This window comes from Brevibacterium sp. 'Marine', assembly GCF_012844365.1.
Classification (GTDB): Bacteria; Actinomycetota; Actinomycetes; order Actinomycetales; family Brevibacteriaceae; genus Brevibacterium.
The window spans coordinates 61,886-84,409 of sequence record NZ_CP051626.1 but is presented as its reverse complement, the minus strand read 5'-3'; the positions used below and the strand labels follow the sequence as shown (position 1 = coordinate 84,409).

The following is a 22,524-nucleotide window of genomic DNA, read 5'->3' as shown; positions in this document are numbered from 1 at the left end:
TTCCGGAGGTTGCGGCGTCCATCGTTCGGGAGGTCGGGCGCTTCGAAGCCTTGAAAAGCATCACCTGGTCGATTGCTCAAGGGACCTCATTGATTCGAGAACGCTGCATCGAACGAGGTCTCCGGTCGCTTCCACAGCAATTCGCGGATCCAGTCGACCGCTTCGGCGGCGCCGTGGAGACGGTCCATCCCAGCGTCCTCCCATTCGATGGAGATCGGTCCGTCGTATCCGATCGAGGCGAGCGCCCGGAACGCGTCCTCCCAGTGCATATCGCCATGGCCGGTCGAGACGAAATCCCACCCCCGCCGAGGATCGCCCCAGGACAGATGAGAACCGAGGATTCCGCTTCTGCCGGTCGACGGCCGCAGCCGAGTGTCCTTGCAATCGACGTGATAGATGCGATCGGCGAAATCCGTGATGAAGCCGACGGTGTCGATTCCCTGCCACAGCAGATGGCTGGGATCCCAATTGAGTCCGAACGCCTCGCGATGGTCGATCGCCTCCAACGACCGGACTGTTGTCCAATAGTCATAGGCGATCTCCGAGGGATGGACCTCGTGGGCGAACCTGACCCCTTCACCGTCGAAGACGTCGAGGATCGGATTCCACCGATTCGCGAAGTCTTCATACCCCTCGTCGATGACCCACGCAGGCACAGGCGGGAACATCGCAACATAGGGCCAGATCTTCGAACCGGTGAATCCGACGACCGTGTCGACTCCAAGACGCCGCGCCACACGGGCAGCGCGCTTCATGTCCTCGGCCGCCCTCTGCCGCACTCCCTCCGCCACACCGTCTCCCCACACATAGTCCCTGACGATCGCCTGATGCCGGAAGTCGATCGGATCATCGCAGACGGCTTGACCAGCGAGATGGTTCGAAATCGCCCACGCCTTGAGCCCGTACCGATCGAGGACCTCGAGCCTCGACTTCAGATACGCGGGGTCCTCATCGGCCCGAACCAAGTCGAGATGGTCGCCGGAACAAGCGATCTCCAAGCCGTCATAGCCCCAGGAGGCAGCTAGGCGCGCTACCTCCTCGAACGGAAGATCGGCCCATTGTCCAGTGAAGAGAGTGACGGGATGAGAGCTGTCGGTCATGGCTGCTCCTCTGCAGTTCCTGATGATCGATCGTGACCAGCTGGATGGTCGTGATCGGATGAGTTGTCGTGACCAGGTAAGTGGTCCTCGTGGTGTGCTCGTGCCCGCGCCCGCTGCAGCGCGGTGAGAAACTCGGCGCTCGAACGCGCCAGTGCGTCCTGACTCTCTGCCAACGGCCGCCAGATCGAAGCAGCCACGGCGATCGTGTCATTGTCGCCGGTGAAGCTCTCCACCGTGAGCGGTCCGAGGTAGTCGATGTCGTCGAGTGCATCGAAGAACGCCGCCCAATCCGTGTGATCGCCGCCCACCGGCCCCCGGTCGTTGCCGCAGACCTGTACGACTCGACAGTGCTCCCCGGCGGCTCGAATCGCAGCGGCCGGAGATCGTTCCTCGATATTGAGGTGGTAGCTGTCCAGTGCCAAACCGACGCCTTCACCCAACAGCGGGTCCAATGCGTCCAGCCCCTGCTCGACGGTGTTGATGATGCTCGTCTCGTAGCGATTGAGAGGCTCCACAGCGATCGTCACGTCCCTTTCAGCCGCGAACGCGGCCACAGGGAGCAGAGCCTCCCGAAGCGTCCGAACCACAGCGGTCCGTTCCCCGGCATCCATCCGCCACACCCTGCCGGTCGCTGCTGTGAACGGTCCGGCCACAGTCGGCGAACCGACTTGGACTGCCACCTCAACGCAGTGCCGCAGGTAGTCCTGCGTATCCGGTCGGAACCTCGGGTCGATGAGGTCCCGACCGGGCCCCATCGCCCCGACGACCCGCGCACCCAGACCGAATTCGGCCACCACCTCGGCGGCGGCGCCGGGGTCCCAGTCCCCCGGCGCCTCCACAGGAAGTTCGAGCAGGTCGAATCCGAAATCGCGGGCACGGCCGGCGAACTCACCGAGGCGGTCGGTCGTCAACGGTGACACCCACACCCAGGTGTTGACCCCGATCTCACGTGTCATGATCCGGCTCGACTCGTCTCTCACTGATCAGGGAATGACCCTGTCCTGCCACACCTCAGGGAATCCGGACAGGTCCTCGCCGCCGAACTTCGCATAGTGCCCATCGGGCATTCCCTTGTTGCGATCAAGGTATTCGTCAAGGTCCTCGGCCGTGACCGGGCTCTGCGGCAGCACCCATTCGGTCGGCACCTCGTCACCCTTGAAGATCATCTCGGCGGCGAGCAGAGGTGTCCGCCACTGGAAGTTCGAGTACACGGGAGCCAGTGCCGTCATGTCCGTGTCCTTCCATTTGCGCAGGAAGCTGAGCTCGTCCTCTCCGGTCATGACGGGGTAGTCCTGTCCAGCGTCCTCGAAGGCTTCGACGGCGGAGACGGCGCCGTCACCGGCGTCCATCCACACACCTTGGACGTCGCCCTTGGCGAGCTCATCGGAGACGACTTTCTTGATCTCGGCCGGGTCTCCCTCGGTGAAGTAGTCGACGACCTCGATATCGGCTTCGCCGAAGAGCTTCTCGGCTGCCGCCCACCGCTGTTCGAGCACATCGACGCCGGGCAGAATCCTCAGTGCGACGACTTTGTCACCCTTCTCCAGGTTGTCGATGAGGAACTGTGAAGTGTCGATGCCCCATGCGAAGCCGCCGATCGGATGGATGAATGTCACCGCGCAATCGGTTTCCACACCTCGGTCGAAGACGATGACGGGTTTGTCGGTCTTGCAGGCGCGTTCAACGGCAGGGGTGATCGCCGAGGTCGAGTTCGGCGAGATGATGAAGCCGTCGCAGTCGCCTTCCGAGATGAAGTAGTCGATGTCGGCGATCTGGGTGTCGTCGTTGTCCTGTGCGTCGCGGGTCTCCATCTCGGTGATGACACCGTTCTTCTTGAGATCCTTCAGCTGTTCGTTCATAGTGATCCAACCGGTCTGCCGCCAGGGGTTCGAGATCGAGGCATTGGCGAAGCACATCTTCTTCCCGCCCTCGGATTTGAATTCCGAGGTGTCGCCCATCTCAGGGTTGATCATCTGCAGGTACGGCTTGTCCTCCGGTCCTTCGGGGACGACGTCGCGTTCTTCGAATTGGCGATCATAGAGCTTCTGATCGAACCACTCCTCAGAGGAGTCCTCTCCGCCGCCCTCGCCTCCGCCGGGTTCCACCGTGGGGTCGGTTGTGCACCCGGCCAAAGCGATGAGCGCGGAGGCACCGACCAGCGCGACCGCCGTCCTCAGCACTGGTTTCAGTCCTGTTCTCATGATGGGTTCTCCTCTGTCATTGCCGTACGGCACCATCGCCGCCGGCCGGTGGGGTCGACGGAGTTGTCTCCGCCGAGGTGGTCAATGAGTTCGTCGAGGCCGGGGCCCGGCCGCGTCTGCGCCGTCGGGCGAAGACCACTCCCGAATAGGCGACTGCGGCGATGATGATCGCGCCTTGGATCGCATCGCGCATGGTTGCCGGAACCGTGGTGAAGTTCAGCAGAGTGAAGAGGGCTTCTAAGGTGAACGCACCTGTGAGAGCGCCGAGGACGGTGCCTCGGCCTCCGCCGAGGACCACTCCGCCGAGGACGACGGCAGTGATCGCTGTGAATTCGTAGCCCTGCCCGACCGAGGGATGCACTCCGGCGAAACCGACCAGCAGGACGCCGGCGACAGTGGCCGACAACGACGAGATCACGAAAGCCGAGGTCTTGGTCCACCATACCCGGGTGCCTGCGAAGGTCGCTGCTGCCGAATTGTCTCCGATCGCGACCAGAGTACGGCCGAAGGGACGAAGCGAAAGCCACACTGCCAGAAGAGTCACTGCCGCCAGGATAAGTACCGCATAGGGAATGAAATCGATGAGCGGAATGTCCTCGAACCCGCCTCGGCCGATCTGTCGGAAATTCTCGGCGGGATTGCTCGTCGCCACGCCTCCGGTCCACCACATGATTGCCCCGTGGATGATGAGCATGGTGCCCAAGGTGACGATGAAGGAGGGCACGCGCAGCAGAGTCGTAGCCAATCCGTTGACCAGTCCGACGAGGATGGCCATCCCGATGAGAACGACGAACACCGGACCGGTCTTCGACTCATCGACTCCGACGAGATGGCCGACGGTCATCACCTGAGCAGTGACGACGGCTCCCATCGACAGGTCGAATTCTCCGCTGACGATGACGAAATACTGTCCGATCGCCACGATTGCGATGGGTGCGACCCGTTGGATGAACCGCATCAGCGAACCGGGCTCGGCGAAGCTCGGGTTGAGCACGACGATGGCGAGGAGAATGACGATGAGGAGGACCACGACGATCCCCTTCGGATCGAGTGCTCGCCGTCCCAGTTCGGCAATCCGTTCCCCGACACCGAGGTGATCCCGCCCCGACCGTGAAAGCGCGGATTGTGCTTGCGCAGACTGCGGGTGCGCAGTTGAGGAGATCACGCCTTGCTCCCCTCTCCGGTGACGGCCGCCCTCTCGACGAGGTTGTCAGTTCGTGGAGTCTCGATTCCGGCGCGGTTCCTGGTGGCGATGTTCGGACCCTGCGGTGCGTGGGCGAACCTGATGCGGCGGGCGATGATTCTGCGCCGCGCGTAGAGTGCGACGGCGACGATGATGACGAGACCGCGGATGACATCTTTGAGGAAGGGATTGAACTGCATGACGCTCATGAGGTTGTCGAGGACTGCGAAGATCGCGACTCCGCCGATGGTTCCCCAGATCGATCCTCGCCCACCCATGAGGACTGTGCCGCCGAGCACGACCGCGGCGATGGACAGCAGATCGTAGGTGCCTTGTGAGCCGACGGTCGGACTGCCGACGCCCAGCCGACTGGCCAACAGCAGCCCCGCGAATCCTGCACAGACCGAACTGCCGATGTGCGCCCCGATGATCGGCAGGCGTTCGCGGACTCCCGAGAGCCGAGCGACCTCGGCGTTGCCTCCTGAGGCAAAGAGGTGGTGGCCGAACGTCGTGCGTACGAGGATGAACGCAACGAGAGCAGCCAAGGCCAGCATGACGATCGTCGAAATCGGGACCGGACCGATACCCGAGGCGCCGAAGAGCTGGAACGACCAGGGGACTTCACCCTCGGTGCCCTGATAGTTCGTGTCCAAGTAACCCTTGAGCATCAACCCGACTCCAAGGGTGGCGACGAAGCCGTGGATCTTCAGCACCGAAACGAAGAGCCCGTTGGCCAGCCCGATGAGTGCCGTGATGGCCACGGTGAGCAGCACTGCGGGAATCACCATCCCATCTCTGCCGTCCATGGTCTGGGCAGCGACCAGGCTCGCCAGGCTCATGACGTAGGGGACTGACAGGTCGAGGGAAGCACCGAGGATGACGAGAGTCTGTCCGATCGCCACGAAACCGAGCACGCTCATCCCGGTGAGGATGTCGCGGATGTTTCCGGGACTGAAGAGATTGCGACCGGTTGTGGAGACGAGGATCGCAGCGACGATGAGCACGATGACCAAGGCGATATAGACCAGAGCGGTGGTGTCGAGACGACGCAGTCGAGTTCTCACTGTCCTGTCACCACCTGGGCTTCGGTTCCGGTCGCCATCGACAGAACCTCCTCTTCACTCGAACCGGGAGGCAACTCCCCGGCGATCCGCCCATCGGCCATCACCAGGATCCTGTCGGCCAAACCCAAGACCTCCGGAAGCTCACTCGACACGAGGATGACGCCCACTCCGCGGCGCGCCAGGCTTCGGACCAGTCGGTAGACGGCGACTTTGGCTCCGACGTCGATCCCGCGGGTCGGTTCGTCGAGGAGCACGATCCGGGGTGAGGTCGCCAGCCATTTCGCAAGGACGACCTTCTGCTGGTTGCCTCCGGACAGTGCCCGCGCTTCCTGGCCGAGTCCCCGGCTGATGATCTCGAGCGATTCGAGTATCGTCGGCACTTCCGACTTCACCTGGGCAGTTCTCGACGGAAACACCGCACGAATGGCCAACAGCACGTTGTCTGCGATCGATTGAGACAGCGCCAGACCTGTGCCCTTGCGATCTTCGGTGACCAGAGCCAGACCCTGACGGACACCCTGCCGCGCGGAATTGATCCGCCCGGTCTTTCCGGACAGGCGAACCGTGCCCCGTGTGAATGGCCGTGTTCCGAAGAGCGCTTCGAGCAGTTCGGTCCGACCCGAGCCTTGGAGACCGGAGACACCGAGGATCTCCCCCTCACGCAGCTCGAGCTCGATGCTCTCAAGCTGTTCGTTTCCCCCGCCGTTGACCTCCAGCAACGGTTCTCCGATCGTCGTCCCCGCTTCGGGATCCGGGAAGAAGGCACTGATGGGTCGACCGACCATGGCCCGCACTAAGCTCGCATGATCGAACTCGTGTCGTGGTCTGCCGGCCACCAGGGACCCGTCCTTCAACACGGTGATCTCATCGCAGAGGTCGAAGATCTCCTGCAGCCTGTGCGACACGTAGATGATCGCGACACCTTTGGCTTTGAGAGTGTCGATGACGCGATAGAGAACAGCCACCTCGTTGTCCGACAGCGCCGCGGTGGGTTCATCCATCGAGATGACCTTCGCATCAACAGACAGTGCTTTGATGATCTCGACGATCTGCTGCTCGGCCACCGTCAGCCAGCCGACTTTCGCTTCGGGCGTGATTCCGGTGACGTCGAGCTCGTCGAGGAGCTCTTGGGTCCGCCGCTTCATCGCAGCGACATCGACGATTCCCCACTTATGCGGTTCGCGTCCGAGGAAGACATTCTGGGCGACCGTGCGATCCGGCAGCAGGTTGAACTCCTGGAACACGGTGGCGACTCCGGCTCGTTCGGCCTCGACCGGATGGGAGAAGTCGACCAGTTCGCCGTTGATCCGCAGCTCTCCGGAATCCCGCTGGTAGACGCCGGCGATGATCTTCATCAGAGTGGACTTTCCTGCTCCGTTCTCACCGACGAGACCGTGGACAGTTCCGGAGTGCACCTCAAGCGATACGCCGTGCAGGACCTCGACTCCGAAGAAGCCTTTCGTGATCCCGGCAGCCGAGAGCACCGGCCGGACCGGCCCTGCAGCGCTCATGTCTGTGCTCCCATGATGATCACAACGACTCGACCTCGACCCACGAGCGCTGTTCGGCAGACTTCAGAACAGCTTCGGTGATGAGCAGGGCGCGCAGACCATCGGACAGCATCGGCACTCCCTCTCTCTGATCACCGACAAAGAGCGCATAGGAGTCGGCGACGAAGGCGTTGAATGCATCCTGGTATCCCTGCGGGTGGCCGGCCGGGACCATGCACAGGCGAGCGGCATCGGCGGACAGAGAGTCGGGGTCGCGCACGAGAAGCCGGCTGTCGGCGCGCTTGCCGAACCACAGCTGCTCGGGCCGCTCCTGCTCGAAGCGCATGCTCGCCTCGGTGCCGGCGATCTCCACGGTCAACCCGTTCTTGCGTCCGGGAGCCAGCTGGGACACCAACAGGGAACCGACGGCGCCGCCGGAGAACTCGACGGTCACGGCTACGGTGTCCTCCGTGGTCACTGCGGTGCCGCCTCGGCGGGGGTGAACGGTTCTCGTCGTCGCCACCAGGGATGATATCCGGTCGTCGACGATGAACTCGATGAGGTCGACGAGGTGGGAGCCGATATCGGCGAAGGCCCGCGATGGGCCGCCGCGTGCGGAGTCGACGCGCCAGTTCTCGTCGCCGGAGCCGAGCAGCCAGTCCTGCAGATATCCGGCGTCAACGGTCAGCAGAGTCCCGGCCTGACCCTCGCGGAATCGGGCGCGGGCTTCACGCACCATCGGGTGGTAGCGGTAGACGAATGGAACGGTCCCAAGCAGTCCCACCTCGTCGGCGCGGGCCAACACGGCACGCGCGGCTGTCGAATCAGTGGCCAAGGGCTTCTCACAGATGATGTTCGATCCCGCGTCAAGCGCCTGCAGGGACTGCGTGGCGTGGACGTCATTGGGAGTGCAGATGTGGATCGCGTCGAGCGATCGCTCAAACAGCTCGGAGGCCGGTGCCGGGCGGCAGTATCCCAATTCGGCGGCGACCTCGGCGCTTCTCGATGAGCTGGAGGCCGCGACGCTGTCGAGTACGGCTCCGGCTGATCGAGCGGCTCGACTGTGGACGCGGCCCATGAACCCGCCGCCGAGGAGACCTATTCGAGGGGCCTGCGAAACCGCATGAGCAAGATTGACCATGCACCATTATGTTGTCTGCATCACGCCTTTTGTCAATGCTTTTTCAAAAGTATTCATAGGACAGCTCAGAAGTCGCAATGTGGTTTACTGAACGGATGACGTTGTCGACCGATTCGCACACTTTCGACCTGTCCCATGCGGGTGGGCTATTTCAGCTGCTTCGTGACAGTCAACCGCGGACTCGTGCGGAACTGGTTCGCTCGACAGGCCTGTCTCGCCCGACAGTGGCGCACCGGATCGAACAGCTGCTTGGTCTGGGGCTCATCGCTCCCGTCGATGATGCAGTCTCCACCGGTGGTCGGCCGAGCTCGCAGTTCGCTTTCAATCCGCGGGCCCGCGTCGTCGTCGCCGCTGATTTCGGGGCCTCACATGCGCGGATCGCGGTGACGAACCTCGCCGGTGAGCTGCTCGCCGATCATCGCGCGAAACGAGCCATCTCCACCGGCCCTGAGGACGCCGTCGACTGGATGACCACCACTGCCCTCCAACTGCTCGAGCAGACCGGGCGCACCATCGGCGAGGTCGTCGGCATCGGAATCGGTCTGCCCGGTCCCGTCGAGTACTCAACGGGCAGGCCGATCAATCCTCCGATCATGCCCGGCTGGGATCGCTTCGATCTCCCCGGAGCGCTGAAGAAGACCTTCTCGGCTCCTGTCCTCGTCGACAATGATGTCAACATCATGGCACTGGGCGAGCAGACTGCGGCCTGGCCCGAAGCATCCGACCTGATCTTCGTCAAGGTCGCCACGGGCATCGGGGCCGGAGTCATCTCCGGCGGCTCCCTGCGCCGTGGCTCGCACGGTGCGGCAGGCGATATCGGCCATGTCGCACTCTCCCGTGCCGCGGAGATCCCCTGCGCGTGCGGCAACCGCGGGTGCCTGGAAGCAGTCGCCTCCGGTCGAGCGATCGCGCGGGACCTGACGAAGTCCGGGGTTCCCGCTGCTACGCCCGGCGATGTCGTCCGCCTCGCCAAGGACGGGGACCTGCAGGCCATTCAGGCCGTCCGCCAGGCCGGGCGCGACCTCGGTGAGGTGCTCACCACGTGTGTGAGCCTGATGAATCCCGCACTCATCCTCATCGGCGGAACCATGGCGCAGGCCGCCGAACATCTGGTCGCGGGGGTCCGCGAGGTCGTCTACGCACGGTCGATCCCGCTGTCGACCGAGCACCTCACGATCGCACCGTCGCGTGCGGCCGGAGATGCCGCAATCCTCGGCGCGGCTCACCTGGCCATCGATGCTGCACTGTCGCCTGAGCGGATCTCCGCCGCCCTCCGCAGCTGACACCCCGCTCTCCGCAGCTGACACCCCCGCGCCGCAGATGACATCCCCGCGCCGCCGGGGGCCAATCCACGAACGCTCCGGCCTGGGCCTTTACACTGTGAGAAGCGCCCGCGCAATCCCCCGCTCGCCGCGTGGTCCGCATCTTGCGAAGGAGTGTCATTGTCACAGCACCGCCGATTCGCCCAGGTCGATGTCTTCTCTGCCGTGCCCTTCCAGGGCAACCCCGTCGCGGTCATCGTCGATGCCGATGGCCTCGATGAGTCGCAGATGGCTCGCATCGCGAACTGGACGAACCTGTCCGAGACCACCTTCGTCCTCCCGCCCGACGACCCCGCGGCCGACTACCGCCTGCGCATCTTCACCCCGCACCGGGAGCTGCCCTTCGCCGGCCACCCCACCCTCGGTTCGGCCGCGGCCTGGCTCGACGCCGGAGGCGCCCCGAAGCACGAGGACCGCATCGTCCAGGAATGCGGTGCCGGGCTCGTCGACATCCGCAGAACCCCTCGCCGAGGCGGCCCGACCGACCCCGCCGCTGAACCCTCCGAGGCCCTCGCCTTCGCCGCCCCCGATCGCCTGCGCTCGGGTCCGCTCGACGACGCGTACGTCGATCAGATCGCGGTCGCCCTCGGCGTCGACCGCTCCGAGATCCTCGGCCACCAGTGGGCCGACAACGGCCCCGGCTGGGCGGCCGTGCGGCTGGCCAACGCCGAGAAGGTGCTCGCGCTGACCCCCGACTTCTCGGCGATTCCCGATGCGAAGCTCGGCGTCCTCGGCGCCCACCCGGAAGGGTCGGAGCACGAGTACGAGATCCGCGCCTTCGTGCCCGGAGTCGGCGTCGCCGAGGATCCGGTGACCGGCAGCCTCAACGCCTCCGTCGCCCAATGGCTCATCGGTGAGAACCTGGCCCCGAACAGCTACACCGCCACCCAGGGAACCGCCCTCGGTCGTTCCGGAGTCGTCTCCATCACGGCCGAGGACGACGAGATCTGGGTCGGCGGAGCCACGTCCGTCTGCATCCGCGGGACGGTGCACACATGAATCGACATCTCACCGAAGTGAACAAACCGAAGAAACGACTGCGCATCTTCCACGGCCGCATGTACTTCGCCCTCCAGGCCCTCGCCGGAGCGGCGTGGTGGCTGGGCACCGCGATGATTCCCGGGGTGGCGACAGCGACGCTCGGCGGCATCAATCCGCTGCTGATCGCGATCGTCGACATCCCGCTCTTCGTCATCGCCTCCGCCCTGGCCGCGCTCAACGTCCGCTGGGCGGTGTGGATCGCCACCGGCTGGACCGTGCTCGTGGCGCTGGCCATGGTCATCTATGCCACCGCCACCACCGAGGCGGGACTCGGTGCCGTGCTCATGATCCTCGCCGCGCTCGGCAGCCTCCTCGCCGGGGTGCTCATGATCGTCGGCCGCATTCCCTCCGAGAAGCTCCTCATCGGGCCTTTTGCGTTCCACAGCTCCCACACGCGGGTGCGTTCCCGCCTGCTTGTGCACACCACGGTTCAGATCGTCGTCTTCTGGGGCGTCTTCCTCATCATCATCCCGGTCATCATCAATGCCTTCGAAGACCGGTGGAACCTCGCCTACAAGTTCCCGATCCTCCTGGTCGTCGTCGGCTTCGCCCTGCTCGCCGTCTCCAGCGTCATCGGCGTGTGGTCGGCGCGGGCGATCGCGAACTTCGGCTCCGGCACTCCGCTGCCCTCGCAGATGGCCCATCACCTCGTCGCCCGCGGACCCTACGCCTTCGTCCGCAACCCGATGGCCATCGCGGGAATCGTCCAGGGTGTGGCGATGGGTCTGCTCATCGGTTCGTGGCTCGTCGTCGTGTACGCGCTCATCGGCTCACTGCTGTGGAACTGGCTCATCCGCCCGCACGAGGAGACCGACCTGCTGGAGCGCTTCGGTGACGAATACCGCGACTACGCGAAGCGGGTGCGCTGCTGGTGGCCGACCTTCTCGACCGCCGAATCCGATCCCGACCTTGTCGACGAGGACTGATCGGCCTACGCTCAGGCGTGAACGACCGCTCACCGAGGAGGCCCCATGGTCACGTTCACCACTGAACTCCTGACACTCGGCAACAATGTCGGCATCGAGGTTCCCGAGGACATCGTGCTCGGCTTCGGCGTGGGCAAGCGGGTTCCGGTCATCGTCACGATCGCAGGCTATTCCTATCCGTCGACGACCGCGGTGATGGGTGGGAAGTATCTGCTCCCGCTGGCCAAGGAGCACCGGGAGAAGATCGGCGTCGCCGGCGGTGAGACCCACGAGGTGACGCTCACGCACGACACCTCGAACCGGGAGACCCCGGTTCCCGATTCCCTCGCCGAAGCTCTCGCCGCCGCCGATGTCCGCGCGGCTTTCGATGCGCTCGCTCCGTCGAAGCGCAAGGAGCATGTGCGACAGGTGACCTCGGCGAAGGCCGAGGAGACCCGTGATCGCCGGATCGCGAAGATCGTCGATTCGCTGCGCTGATCACCCCGCGTCGTGGAACGTCACCGCATAACCGTCGGGATCGGCGATCGCGAAGGTCAGCCCGAAGGGGCTGGGAGCGGGCGCCCGGAGGATCTCCACCCCCGCCTCGGCGAGGGAATCGTGCAGTGCCTGCGCATCATCGCACCTCAGCCACAGCGCCACCCCGTTTCCCGGACGGTCACCGGAGTCGAGGTCGACGCCGGGCAGCGGCTCGCGCACGGCGAAGGGGATCGGTGAGGTCGTGAACACGACCGCTCCGGGCGGGGCGGCCGGAGCACGGGTGAGTCCGAGCCTGGTTTCGTAGAACTGCGCGGACGCTTCCACGTCGCGGACCTGCAAGGCGATGAAGTCCGGACCACTGACTGAGTCGACCTGCGGTGCGGTGCCTGAGGCATCCATGTTGCTCTCCTTCTCTTCCGGGACCCCGCCACCCGACGTGAATCCCCTCATCATTCAATGTCAGTATTCTGACATAGACGAATGTATGTCAGAATACTTACATGAGTCAAGGGTCGAAGGATCACACTGCGGGAACCGGGGATGGGCCGGTGGAACTCGAGTCGCTGCTGGGCTATCAGCTCAAGCATCTGCAGACGGCGCTGCGGTCGACGATGGACGAGACGCTGCGGCCGCTGGAGCTGACCACCCCTCAGTACAACTGCCTCGAACAGCTGCGCAGGCGGCCGGGAGCGTCGAATTCCGAGCTCGCGCGCGGCGCCTTCGTCACCCGGCAGACGATGAATACGCTGCTGCGCGGACTGCAGGAACGGGGACTGATCACGAGGCCGGCCACGGCCGACTCCGGTCGCGTCCTGCCCACACGTCTCACCTCGGCCGGCGTTGAGGTGCTCGATCAGGCCGTCTCCCGCGTCGAAGTGGTCACGGCCCGCATGGTCTCACCGCTCGACGATGAGACTCGGACGATGGTCACCGAGGCGCTCGGCCGGTGCATCGCGGCCCTCGAAGAGCCTGAGCACCGCTGAGGGCTGGGAGATCGGCGCCCGGGACTGTCGTAATCGGACCTACACCAGCGCGAGCTCGTTTTCGGAGTCTCTCCTCCTCGACCGTTTCGGCCATACAGCCAGGCAGCACAGGCCGAGGAGCGCGCCGATGCCGGCGCCGAGAGTGTTCGTGACGAGGTCGCTGAGCGTGGCGAAGCGAGTCTGTGTGAGCACGGTGCCTTGGAAGATCTCGATGCCGGCGCTGAAACCCGCGCCGACGAGAAATCCGAGCCACCACCGTCGGCGCCCGAAGTGCAGAGCCGCGAGGAAGCCGAAGGGAATGAACATCGCCACATTGCCGAGCTTCTCGACCCGTTCATAGGTCAGCCAGGCGGTCTCCCGGTGAGCGGCGAAGAGGTCGAGTGCGTGCCCGATGAGAGTGTCCGGGCCGGTGCCCATCTGCTGCGGGGTCAGCGTGATGGCGGCGATGAAGAGGGTGTAGAGGACGAGAAGGGCCAGCGGCGCACCGACTGTGCGCTGATCACGATCGGTCATCACCGCCAAATCTACGGCCGAATCCTGGGCACATCCTCAGATGCGGATATGGCCCGGCTCTCACCGAACCCCAGGATCTCTCACCGGACTTCGTGATCGACGGGAATCCGGTCCATCCTCGGCGGCCAGATCGTCATCACGATGAGTCCGGCCACCGCTCCGATGCCGGCGCCGAGGCTGTTCGTCACGAGGTCGCTGATCGTGGCGTAACGCGTGGGTGAGAGCAGGGTCGCCTGCGTGCCCTCGATGAGGCAGGTGAATGCGATGCCCGCGACCCAGCCGACCCACCAGCGGTGAGGTCCGCACTGGAGGGCCACAAGCAGGCCGAAGGGGATGAACATGCCGACATTCGCGAGCTTCTCGAGGATGACGTAGTCGATCCACGCGGTCGCTCGGTGGGAGGCGAGGAACTCGAGCAGTCCGGCGATGAATGAGCCGGGACCGGTGTCCAACTGGTTGGGTGTGAGCGTGACGAGGCCGATGAAGATCGTGTAGAGGATGAGCAGCGCCAAGGGCACCGTCCGCAGCTGTCGCCTCGCACCCGTCATCGTTCCCCTGTCCCTCGGCCCGGTCTCATTGTGCCCGTCTGCGGCACGATGGTCGAGGGATTCCCGCATCGATTGCGGGAATCACCCCGACCATTGCGGTCTCACGCCCGGCCCCTCACAGCCGAAGCATGTCAGCGGAGACGAATCAGGCGATGGCCTCGACGTCGTCGAAGGTGGCGGTGTCGATGACGACGCGGAAGCGCACGTCTCCGGCCACGACCCGATCGTAGGCGGCGTCCGCCTCGGTGACGGGGATCGTCTCGATCTGCGCGGCGATGCCGTGTTCGGCGCAGAAGTCGAGCATCTCCTGGGTCTCGGCGATGCCGCCGATGTTCGATCCGGCGATCGCCTTCGCCCCGCCGATGACGGCGCCGAACGAGAATTCCTGCTTCTCGGGCGGGAGGCCGACGACGGCCATGACCCCGCGCGGCTTGAGCAGCCGCAGGTACCGGTTGACGGGGATGTCGGCGCTGATCGTGTTGAGGATGAGGTCGAACTCGCCGGCGTGGTCGGTAAAGAAGTCCTCCTCGGTGGTCGCGAGCATCCGCGTCGCACCCAGGGCGAGCGCATCGTCTTCCTTGCGCAGAGTGCGCGAGAGCACGGTCACTTGCGCGCCCATGGCCGCGGCGATCTGGACACCCATGTGGCCGAGTCCGCCGAGTCCGAGCACGGCGACCTGTTTGGGAGCGCCGTTCTTCGTCTCACCGGCACCCCAGCGGGCAAGCGGTGCATAGGTGGTGATGCCCGCGCACAGCAGCGGAGCGGCGACGTCGAAGTCGAGGGCGTCGGGGATCCGGCAGACGAAGCGTTCGTTGACGACGACCTTCTGCGAATACCCGCCCTGGGTGATCGTGCCGTCGACGTCTCCGACGTTATAGGTGCCGACGCTGCCGTTCAGGCAGTTCTGCTCCTGACCGGCCCGGCATTCCTCGCACTCGCCGCACGAATTGACCATGCAGCCCACGCCCACGCGGTCGCCGACCTTCCACGCGGTGACGTCGGCACCGACGGCCTCGACGACGCCGGCGATCTCGTGGCCGACGGTGAGCGGGAAGTGCGCCTCGCCCCATTCGTTGCGGATGGTGTGGATGTCGCTGTGGCAGATGCCTGCGGCCTTGATGTCGATGACGACGTCATCGGGTCGGGGATCCCGGCGGTCGATCGTGGCCACGCGGAACGGCTGGTCCGGTCCCGTCTTCTGCAGTGCCTTGACGCTGATGCTCATGTGATCTCCTTGGACTTGCGTATCCGTAGCTGGGCCACATCGTCCAGCGCTTGCGGCCGGCAGTCTATTCCATGCATATGGACTTATTCTTTGAGCGCCCGCTCACCGATGCTCAGGTCGAGAGGGAAATCGACGGGGGCATCCCCGAACAGCAGTCGCCCCGCCGAGGCGGCCGCCGCCCTGATCGCCTCCGCCGCCTGATCGGTCTGCTCGGCCGGGGCATGGACGATGACCTCGTCGTGGAGGAAGAAGACGAGGTGGGCTCGCCGGGAGAAGACCGGCCCCGAGGCGGCCGCCTCTGATGCCGCATCGATCTCCGGCAGCCGCGCCAGGCGCAGCCGCAGATCGGCCAGCCAGGCCAGCGCCCATTCGGCCGCTGTGCCCTGGACGACGAAGTTGCGGGTGAATCGTCCCTGGTCGCCGGCGGCCCGCCGGGCCCGTTGCTCGTCGGCGCCGGTGGCGTCGAAGCGGTTCGCCGCTCTCTGCAGTCTCTGCCACCCCTCGCCGGGCGGCGGGGAGGTCCGGCCCAACCAGGTGGACACGACTCCTCCCTCTCGTCCCGCCTCGGCGGCGGAATCGACGAGGTGCATGGCGGCGGGGAAATTCTGCCGCAGACGCGGCACCAAGGCCCCGGCCTCCCCGGTCGTCGATCCGTACATCGCCCCGAGCACCGCGATCTTCGCCTCCTGCCGGGTCGCGACGATCCCGGCGTCGACGAGCCCGGAGTAGAGGTCACGTCTACGACCGGCCTCCGCCATCGCCCGGTCTCCGGACATGGCGGCGAGCGCACGGGGTTCGAGCTGGGCGACATCGGCGGAGACGAGCCGCCACCCATCGTCGGCGCGCAGGGCCGGACGCAGCTGCCGTGGGATCTGCAGGGCCCCTCCCCCGCTGGCCGCCCAGCGCCCGGTGACGACTCCGCCGGGCACATAGACGGGCCTGTACCGACCTTCATCGACCCATTCATCGAGCCAATGCCAGCCGTTGGCACTCAGCAGCCGCGCCATCTTCTTGTACTCGAGCAGGGGCGCGATCGCCGGATGGTCGCTCGTCTGCAGCTCCCATTTCGAGGTCGAGGCGACGTTGATGCCGGCATTGCGCAGGGACGCGAGCAGCCGGTTCGGCGAATCGAGGTTGACCCGCGGATCGTCGAGTGCGGCTCGGACTTCCTCGGCCTTGGCCAGCATCTTCTGGGGCTTCCCGTCGCGGATCGGTCGGGGACCGAGCAGTTCGGTCAGGATCCGATCATGTTCGGCCTCGTCCCACGGCACACCTGCCGCGCGCATCTCTGCGGCGACGAGCCCTCCGGCCGATTCCGCGGCCAGCAGCAGCCGCAGCCGCCCCGGATCGCTCGCGGAGTCCACGGCCGCCGTCTGCCGGACGTATTCGGCCAGGGCCGCCTCGAGGTCGTGCGGAACCTGTGGGATGAATCCGCGTCCGGCATCGACGTCGAAGAGAGCGGCCGCCCGTTCGGGTGCGGCGGCGTCGGCGGGCGCGGCATCCCAGTCGACGGCGGCGCGCACCGCCTCCGGTGCGGTGACGAGTTCGGAGCGGGCGAGGATCGCATGGGCCAAGCGCAGATCGTGGCAGCGCTCAAGACTCGCCCCGGCGTCCAACAGCGACGGATACCACTTCGGGGTGTCGCTGAAGACCCAGCGGGTCGGGGGTGCAGCCGCCCCGCTCGAACTTTCCCCGCTCGAACTTTCCCCGCCCGGACCTCCCCCGGCCGCGTCCTCACGGTCACGGACGAACTCGGGCAGGGCCGCCTCGGCGAGGTCGAACCGGCCGATCTCCGCTCCTCTCGCGTCGAGATCGACGATGCCGATCCGAGTCCCCTCGAATCCGTCGCCGGGCAGCGTCCCGAGCACGCAGGCCGCGGGGAGCCGATCGGGGTTGAGGGTCATGGGTTCAGCCTACGCCGCGACGACCTGCGGCTCGGTCCGCCGCGACGCTGTGCGGCACCGGGCGAGCGCGCCCTGTCCGCGCCCCGAGCCGACCGCCGCGGGCGACCGTGATCCTGGTAACGTCGAGAGCGGAATCCGGGTGCCGAACTCCGCTCGAAAGGCCGATACGCAACATGGACGTTGTCTCCGCTCTCACCTCCGCCCTGCCGGCCACGGCCGTCATCACCGATCCCGATTCGATGGACGCCTACCGTTGGGACCGCGCGAACGACCCCGACGCCGGGGTGCCGGTCGCGGTCGTCCGAGCCACCTCCACCGAGGATGTGCAGACGGTCGTGCGCATCGCCGCCGAGGCGAAGGTCCCGATCGTGCCCCGCGGCGCCGGATCCGGCCTGTCCGGCGGCAGCTCCGCGATCGCCGGCGGAATCGTGCTGTCCCTGGACACGATGCGCGAGATCAGCATCGATCCCGTCACCCGCATGGCCACGGTCCAACCCGGTGCCTTCAACGCCGAGGTCAAGGCCGCCGCGGCCGAACACGGCCTGTGGTACCCGCCGGACCCCTCGTCCTTCGAGTTCTGCTCGATCGGCGGCAATATCGCCACGAACGCCGGCGGCCTGTGCTGCGTGAAGTACGGTGTGACCACGGACTACGTCCTCGGGATGACCGTCGTCCTCGCCGACGGTCGGGCGGTCAAACTCGGCGGCCCGAGGCTCAAGGACGTCGCGGGTCTGCCGCTGACGAAGCTCTTCGTCGGTTCCGAGGGGACCTTGGGCGTGATCACCGAGGTGACCCTGCGGCTCATTCCCGCCCAGCTGCCCCCGACGACCGTCGTCGCGATGTTCCCGAAGCTCGCCGATGCCACGAACGCCGTGCTCGAGATCGCGAAGGCCATGCGACCCTCGATGCTCGAGTTCATGGACAAGCCCTCGATCAACGCCGTCGAGGACGAGCTGAAGATGGGGCTCGACCGTGAGGCCGAGGGCATGCTCGTCATCCAGTCCGACGAACCCGGCGAGCACTGCACTGTGCAGGCGAAGATCATCGAGGAGATCTGCAACAGCAACTCGGCCTCAGAGTGCTATCTCACTGCCGACCCCGACGAGGGCGAAGCCTTCGTCACGGCCCGCCGGATCGCGATCCCGGCCGTGGAGAAGAAGGGTGCTCTGCTGCTCGAGGACGTCGGCGTTCCGCTGCCGAAGCTCGGCGACCTGGTCCTCGGGATTGAGAAGATCGCGGCCGAACGCAAGGTGACGATCGCCGTCATCGCGCACGCCGGCGACGGCAACACGCATCCGCTGCTCGTCCTCGATCCCAAGGATGAGGACCAGCAGAAGCGCGCGCAGATCGCCTACGGCGAGGTCATGGACCTGGCCACGGGGCTGGGCGGGACGATCACCGGTGAGCACGGTGTCGGCCGACTCAAGGCACCGTGGCTCGCGCCCTATCTCGGCGAGGACGTCATGGAGCTCAACCACCGGATCAAGCAGGCCCTCGACCCGGACAACATCTTCAACCCGGGATCGGTCTACACCGGGCTCGTCTGAGGTTCCGGCCGGGGTTCGCGGCGCAGCAGCGGCGCGAGGGCGAGCACGATCAGCAGCACGCCCATGGGGATGAGCAGAGCCGTCCGCAGCCCCCAGTGGTCCCCGACCAGACCGAGCGCGGGCGGTCCGACGAGGAACGCAAGGTAGCCGATCGTCGAGACAGCGGCCACCCGATTGGCCGGCTGCGCGCCCGAGGCGCCTGCCTCCGACAGTGCCACCGGAAAGCCGAGCGAGGTCCCGAGCCCCCAGAGGAGCACTGCGGCAGCGGCGACGATCTGACTGTCGACGAGGGAGGCCGAGCCGATGCCGACGAAGCCGAAGGCGGCGCTGACGAAGAGCACGTTCGCACGACCGAAACGCTGGACGATGCCGCCGCCGAGGAATCGGCCGATCGTCATCGCCGCCGCGAAGATCGCGTAGATGCTCGAACCGAGCGCAGGGTCGAAGCCGTGCCCGTCGACCATGACCAGCGGCAGCCAGTCGTTCGCGGTGCCCTCCGCGAGCGCCATCCCGAGCACGATCGCACCGATGACGATCAGCCGCGGGTCCCTCCACACCGAGGCGGTACGAGCCGGCCGAGGACTCGACTCGGGACCTGAACCGGGGGCCGCCTCGGCGAGGGATCCTTCCGCGGAGGCGTTCCGACCCGTCCCCGCGGGGACGTGGCGCATCGCCGGCACCATGACGACGACGCCGAGGATGCCGATGAGGAGGAGGTGGACGAGAACGGGGAAGTCGGCGGCGGTGGCGAGGATCCCGATGACCGCGCCGATGACGGTGCCGAGGCTGAAGAAGCCGTGGAGGCCGGGCAGGAAGGGGCGATCGAGGTGCTTCTCGAGTTCCGCCCCCTCGACATTCATCGCGACCTCTCCAGTGCCCATGCCGAGTCCGAAGACGACGAGACCTGCGGCGACGATGAACGACTGCGACCAGGCGGCGCCGAGGCCGATGATGGGCATACTCGCGATGACTCCGAGCGTGCCGATGCCGACGATCGGTCGCGCCCCGAAACAGCCGACGAGCGGCCCGGAGGCGAGGATTCCGAGCATCGACCCGATGGAGAGTCCGAAGAGGACGAGGCCCATCTGTGCCGTGCTCGCGTCGAGGGCGTCACGGATCGACGGGGTGCGGGTCACCCACGAGGCGATGGTGATCCCGGGGAGGAAGAAGAGGGCGAGCAGGGACAGACGGCGAGCGCGCAGGGACGAGGCGCGATCCGTCGCCGGGGTCGGCTTCGTGCTCGACTTCCTGAACGCCTGCTGTTCGGTCATCGGATCATCTCCTTCTCGGTGTGCACGGTGCTGAGGCGGACAGCCCTCGAATCGGTGTACGGATGTACACACATCGATCGGTGTACAAATGTACACTCTCTGTTGTCCGTCTGTCACAGCTGACAGTTCTGTCTCGGGAACCGAGAACCGCCCGCACGGACTGAGCACGGGGATTCGACGAAGGAGGCCGAATGAGCGCACGCAGCGGGGCGCCGAACGACCCCGGCCGCCGGGAACGGATCATCGCGGCCGCCCTCGAGCTCATCCTCGACGACGGCGTCGCCCGGGTCTCCCACCGCGCCGTCGCAGCACGTGCGGACGTCCCCCTGGGGTCGATGACCTACCACTTCGCCAGCATCGACGAGGTGATCACCGAGGCGTTCCGTCGGCTCGTCGACCGACTCTCCGGCCGCTACCGCGCAGGTCTGCACGAGGCGGCGACCACCGCCGAGGCGCGCGAGGCCGTCGTCGAGATCATCTGCGGTGACACCTTCGCCTCCCCTCGGGAGATGGCGGGAATCTTCGAGCTCTACTCCTATGGCCGCAGCTCCCCCGACTCCGCCGAGCTCGCCGCCTCGTGGATGGGCATCAGCGCGGCCGCGCTGACCGAACACTTCACCCCCGACGCGGCCCACGCCGTCGATGCGCTCATCGAGGGATGGACGATCCACCATCATCTCGACGGCAAGGCACCCGAACGCGAACTCGTGCGCGCGGCAGTGACGGCGCTGACCTCCTCCGCGCTGGCCTCCTCGACACCGTCGTGATCGCTTCGGGGATATTCTGAGGACAGCTGTCGAATCGACGTCGATTCGATCGTCTTGTCTGTAAGCGGCCGAAATCCGGCCGCCGCACACAGAACGGAGCAGAACAATGCGCTATGCACTCGTCTTCCACGCCCCGGAACTCACCCCCGACGGGCCTCAACCCAGCGAAGAAGCCATCCAGGAGATGATGCGGCTCATGGACGACTACGCGGCAGCGCTCAACTCCGCGGGCGTCTTCGTCGCCTGGGAGATGCTCGAGCCGCAGACCGAGGCCGTGACCGTCACCCGCAGGACCGGCGAGGTCGTCATCGAGGACGGCCCGTTCGCAGCCGCCAAGGAGGCTTTCGCGGGAGTCGTCGTCATCGACGTCCCCGATCGCGAAGCGGCACTGTCCTGGGCGGAGAAGTTCCCCGGAACGGCCTACGGCACGATCGAAGTTCGCCGATCCGCGACGTCCTGCATCGCGGGCGAGTGGACACGAGCGTGAACCGGCCGCCGCGATGAATGGGCAACGTCGATGACCCGCCGATGACCGAATCCGCAGAGCCTGCCGATCGCGCGATGATCCTGTCCCAGGACGGCTGGGGCAGGATCATCGCGCTCATCGCGGCTGCCGACGGCGACATCTCCGGCGCCGAGGATGCGCTGTCGGCCGCGCTCGAACGTGCCGTCACCGCGTGGCGGGCACAAGGTCCGCCGGCCAATCCCGAAGGCTGGCTCTACCGGGTGGCGCTCAACGCCCGCCGGGACGTGTGGAAATCGGCGGCGGCACGAACCGCGACCGCCCTCGACGAGGAGACGATCGACAGCATCGACGGCAGCAGCGGGTCCGGCACCGATCCCGCCGACCACGATCCCGATGCCCTGCCCGACCGCAGGCTCGAACTCCTCGCCGCCTGCGCGCATCCGGACATCGATCCTCCCGCCCGGTCGCTGCTCATGCTCTCGGCGGTGATGGGGATGACGGCAAAACAGATCGCGGCGGCCATGGCTCTGCCCGCTGCCACCGTCTCTGCCCGTCTGACCAGGGCGAAGAAGCGGGTCGCCGGTCTCGGCGTCGCCTTCGGCAGTCCCGACCGCCTCGACCTCGAGTCCCGCCTGCCCGATGTGCACGAGACGATCTACGGGGCCTTCGCGATCGAATGGGCTCAGGCGGCCGCGCAGCCGCGCGAGGGCATGATCGGCGAAGCCCTGTACCTGTCGCGCCTCGTGGCGCAGCTGTGCCCCGGCGACGGCGAATCCCACGGACTGGCCGCCCTCATCCACCTCTCAGCCGCCCGGTTCCCCGCTCGTCGCAGCGGCGACGGACGATTCGTCCCCCTGTCCGACCAAGACCCGAACCGCTGGGACGGACCCCTCACCGAGGCGGGCGAGCGCCACCTCGTCGAGGTCCACCGCTGCGGACACGTCGGCCGATTCGGGCTCGAGGCGGCCATCCAACTCCTCCATATGGCCGGAATCCGCACCGGATCCACGGATTGGCCGATGCTGCTGCGCCTCCACGACGACCTCGGGCAGATCGCACCAAGTCTCGGCGGGTCGGTCTCGCGGGCGGCCGTCCTCGCCGAAGTCGAGGGACCCGAGGCGGGGCTGGCGGCGCTCGACGCGCTCGATGACGTCTCATCACGCCTCGAAGCCTTCCAACCTGCCTGGGTGCTGCGAGCTCATCTGCTCACTCGCCTCGGCCGCACAGACGAGGCGGCCACCGCACGTCGGCGGGCTCTCGACCTGACCACCGACCCGGCCGAACGCGCCTACCTCGCCGGACTCACCTGAGACGGACGTCACCTCGTCTTCGGGATGGGCGGGGGTACGGCATAT

General features: G+C 66.2%; 22 protein-coding genes. 9 read left to right on the top strand and 13 right to left on the bottom strand.

Annotation, left to right across the window (positions count from 1 at the left end; genetic code table 11):
- Positions 1–86: 86 nt before the first annotated feature.
- From HF684_RS00380 to HF684_RS00350, 7 genes are all read right to left on the bottom strand, one after another.
- A complete protein-coding gene (locus tag HF684_RS00380; protein WP_169250839.1) occupies positions 87–1,100 on the bottom strand; it encodes a sugar phosphate isomerase/epimerase in 1,014 nt (337 codons plus the stop codon).
- Positions 1,097–2,056 carry a sugar phosphate isomerase/epimerase family protein gene (locus HF684_RS00375; RefSeq protein WP_169250838.1) on the bottom strand — a complete coding sequence of 320 codons (960 nt, stop codon included), beginning with the start codon at positions 2,054–2,056 and terminating at the stop codon, positions 1,097–1,099. The genes HF684_RS00380 and HF684_RS00375 overlap by 4 nt, the downstream gene beginning before the upstream one ends.
- 27 nt (positions 2,057–2,083) lie before the next feature.
- Positions 2,084–3,301, bottom strand: coding sequence for a substrate-binding domain-containing protein (locus tag HF684_RS00370; protein ID WP_211168032.1), 1,218 nt, complete (start codon positions 3,299–3,301; stop codon positions 2,084–2,086).
- A gap of 16 nt (positions 3,302–3,317) precedes the next feature.
- On the bottom strand, positions 3,318–4,376 hold the full coding sequence (locus tag HF684_RS00365; protein ID WP_248279236.1) for an ABC transporter permease: 1,059 nt from the start codon (positions 4,374–4,376) through the stop codon (positions 3,318–3,320).
- An 86-nt stretch (positions 4,377–4,462) separates the two neighbouring features.
- On the bottom strand, positions 4,463–5,548 hold the full coding sequence (locus tag HF684_RS00360) for an ABC transporter permease (protein ID WP_169250837.1): 1,086 nt from the start codon (positions 5,546–5,548) through the stop codon (positions 4,463–4,465).
- Positions 5,545–7,059, bottom strand: coding sequence for a sugar ABC transporter ATP-binding protein (locus tag HF684_RS00355; RefSeq protein ID WP_169250836.1), 1,515 nt, complete (start codon positions 7,057–7,059; stop codon positions 5,545–5,547). Before HF684_RS00355 ends, HF684_RS00360 begins: the two co-directional genes overlap by 4 nt.
- Before the next feature lie 19 nt (positions 7,060–7,078).
- Complete coding sequence (locus HF684_RS00350; protein ID WP_169250835.1) at positions 7,079–8,179, bottom strand: Gfo/Idh/MocA family oxidoreductase; 1,101 nt, start codon at positions 8,177–8,179, stop codon at positions 7,079–7,081.
- 95 nt (positions 8,180–8,274) lie between these two features.
- On the opposite strand from HF684_RS00350, the gene HF684_RS00345 reads away from it, so the two are divergent.
- The 4 genes from HF684_RS00345 to HF684_RS00330 all read left to right on the top strand — a co-directional run bounded on the left by HF684_RS00345 (position 8,275) and on the right by HF684_RS00330 (position 11,945).
- Positions 8,275–9,462 (top strand): ROK family protein, encoded by a 1,188-nt coding sequence (locus HF684_RS00345; RefSeq protein ID WP_169250834.1) that lies wholly within the window; start codon positions 8,275–8,277, stop codon positions 9,460–9,462.
- A 159-nt stretch (positions 9,463–9,621) separates the two neighbouring features.
- Positions 9,622–10,500 (top strand): PhzF family phenazine biosynthesis protein, encoded by an 879-nt coding sequence (locus HF684_RS00340; protein ID WP_169250833.1) that lies wholly within the window; start codon positions 9,622–9,624, stop codon positions 10,498–10,500.
- Complete coding sequence (locus HF684_RS00335; protein WP_169250832.1) at positions 10,497–11,468, top strand: isoprenylcysteine carboxylmethyltransferase family protein; 972 nt, start codon at positions 10,497–10,499, stop codon at positions 11,466–11,468. The genes HF684_RS00340 and HF684_RS00335 overlap by 4 nt, the downstream gene beginning before the upstream one ends.
- A gap of 45 nt (positions 11,469–11,513) precedes the next feature.
- On the top strand, positions 11,514–11,945 hold the full coding sequence (locus tag HF684_RS00330; RefSeq protein WP_169250831.1) for a YdeI/OmpD-associated family protein: 432 nt from the start codon (positions 11,514–11,516) through the stop codon (positions 11,943–11,945).
- Here the strand turns inward: HF684_RS00330 and HF684_RS00325 are convergent, their stop codons facing one another.
- On the bottom strand, positions 11,946–12,344 hold the full coding sequence (locus tag HF684_RS00325; protein WP_169250830.1) for a VOC family protein: 399 nt from the start codon (positions 12,342–12,344) through the stop codon (positions 11,946–11,948).
- A 101-nt stretch (positions 12,345–12,445) separates the two neighbouring features.
- Here HF684_RS00325 and HF684_RS00320 point away from each other — a divergent pair, with 101 nt between their 5' ends.
- Positions 12,446–12,928: a MarR family transcriptional regulator gene (locus tag HF684_RS00320; RefSeq protein ID WP_169250829.1), complete on the top strand. Its 483-nt coding sequence runs from the start codon at positions 12,446–12,448 to the stop codon at positions 12,926–12,928.
- Between the two features lie 39 nt (positions 12,929–12,967).
- On the opposite strand, the gene HF684_RS00315 is transcribed toward HF684_RS00320, so the two are convergent.
- The 4 genes from HF684_RS00315 to HF684_RS00300 all read right to left on the bottom strand — a co-directional run bounded on the left by HF684_RS00315 (position 12,968) and on the right by HF684_RS00300 (position 17,118).
- Entirely contained in the window at positions 12,968–13,441 is a 474-nt protein-coding gene (locus tag HF684_RS00315) for a VanZ family protein (protein ID WP_169250828.1), read from the bottom strand.
- A gap of 80 nt (positions 13,442–13,521) precedes the next feature.
- Positions 13,522–13,989: a VanZ family protein gene (locus HF684_RS00310; protein WP_248279051.1), complete on the bottom strand. Its 468-nt coding sequence runs from the start codon at positions 13,987–13,989 to the stop codon at positions 13,522–13,524.
- A 145-nt stretch (positions 13,990–14,134) separates the two neighbouring features.
- The gene (locus tag HF684_RS00305) at positions 14,135–15,214 is read right to left on the bottom strand and encodes an NAD(P)-dependent alcohol dehydrogenase (RefSeq protein WP_169250827.1); all 1,080 of its coding nucleotides are present in this window, start codon (positions 15,212–15,214) and stop codon (positions 14,135–14,137) included.
- An 83-nt stretch (positions 15,215–15,297) separates the two neighbouring features.
- Positions 15,298–17,118 (bottom strand): bifunctional 3'-5' exonuclease/DNA polymerase, encoded by a 1,821-nt coding sequence (locus HF684_RS00300; protein WP_169250826.1) that lies wholly within the window; start codon positions 17,116–17,118, stop codon positions 15,298–15,300.
- 173 nt (positions 17,119–17,291) lie between these two features.
- On the opposite strand from HF684_RS00300, the gene HF684_RS00295 reads away from it, so the two are divergent.
- Positions 17,292–18,665 (top strand): FAD-linked oxidase C-terminal domain-containing protein, encoded by a 1,374-nt coding sequence (locus tag HF684_RS00295; protein WP_169250825.1) that lies wholly within the window; start codon positions 17,292–17,294, stop codon positions 18,663–18,665.
- On the opposite strand, the gene HF684_RS00290 is transcribed toward HF684_RS00295, so the two are convergent.
- The gene (locus HF684_RS00290; protein WP_169250824.1) at positions 18,647–19,936 is read right to left on the bottom strand and encodes an MFS transporter; all 1,290 of its coding nucleotides are present in this window, start codon (positions 19,934–19,936) and stop codon (positions 18,647–18,649) included. The two genes, HF684_RS00295 and HF684_RS00290, sit on opposite strands and share 19 nt — an antisense overlap.
- 191 nt (positions 19,937–20,127) lie before the next feature.
- Here HF684_RS00290 and HF684_RS00285 point away from each other — a divergent pair, with 191 nt between their 5' ends.
- From HF684_RS00285 to HF684_RS00275, 3 genes are all read left to right on the top strand, one after another.
- The gene (locus tag HF684_RS00285) at positions 20,128–20,703 is read left to right on the top strand and encodes a TetR family transcriptional regulator (protein WP_169250823.1); all 576 of its coding nucleotides are present in this window, start codon (positions 20,128–20,130) and stop codon (positions 20,701–20,703) included.
- A gap of 106 nt (positions 20,704–20,809) precedes the next feature.
- The gene (locus tag HF684_RS00280; protein ID WP_169250822.1) at positions 20,810–21,190 is read left to right on the top strand and encodes a YciI family protein; all 381 of its coding nucleotides are present in this window, start codon (positions 20,810–20,812) and stop codon (positions 21,188–21,190) included.
- 41 nt (positions 21,191–21,231) lie between these two features.
- A complete protein-coding gene (locus HF684_RS00275) occupies positions 21,232–22,479 on the top strand; it encodes a DUF6596 domain-containing protein (protein WP_169250821.1) in 1,248 nt (415 codons plus the stop codon).
- Positions 22,480–22,524 lie beyond the last annotated feature (45 nt).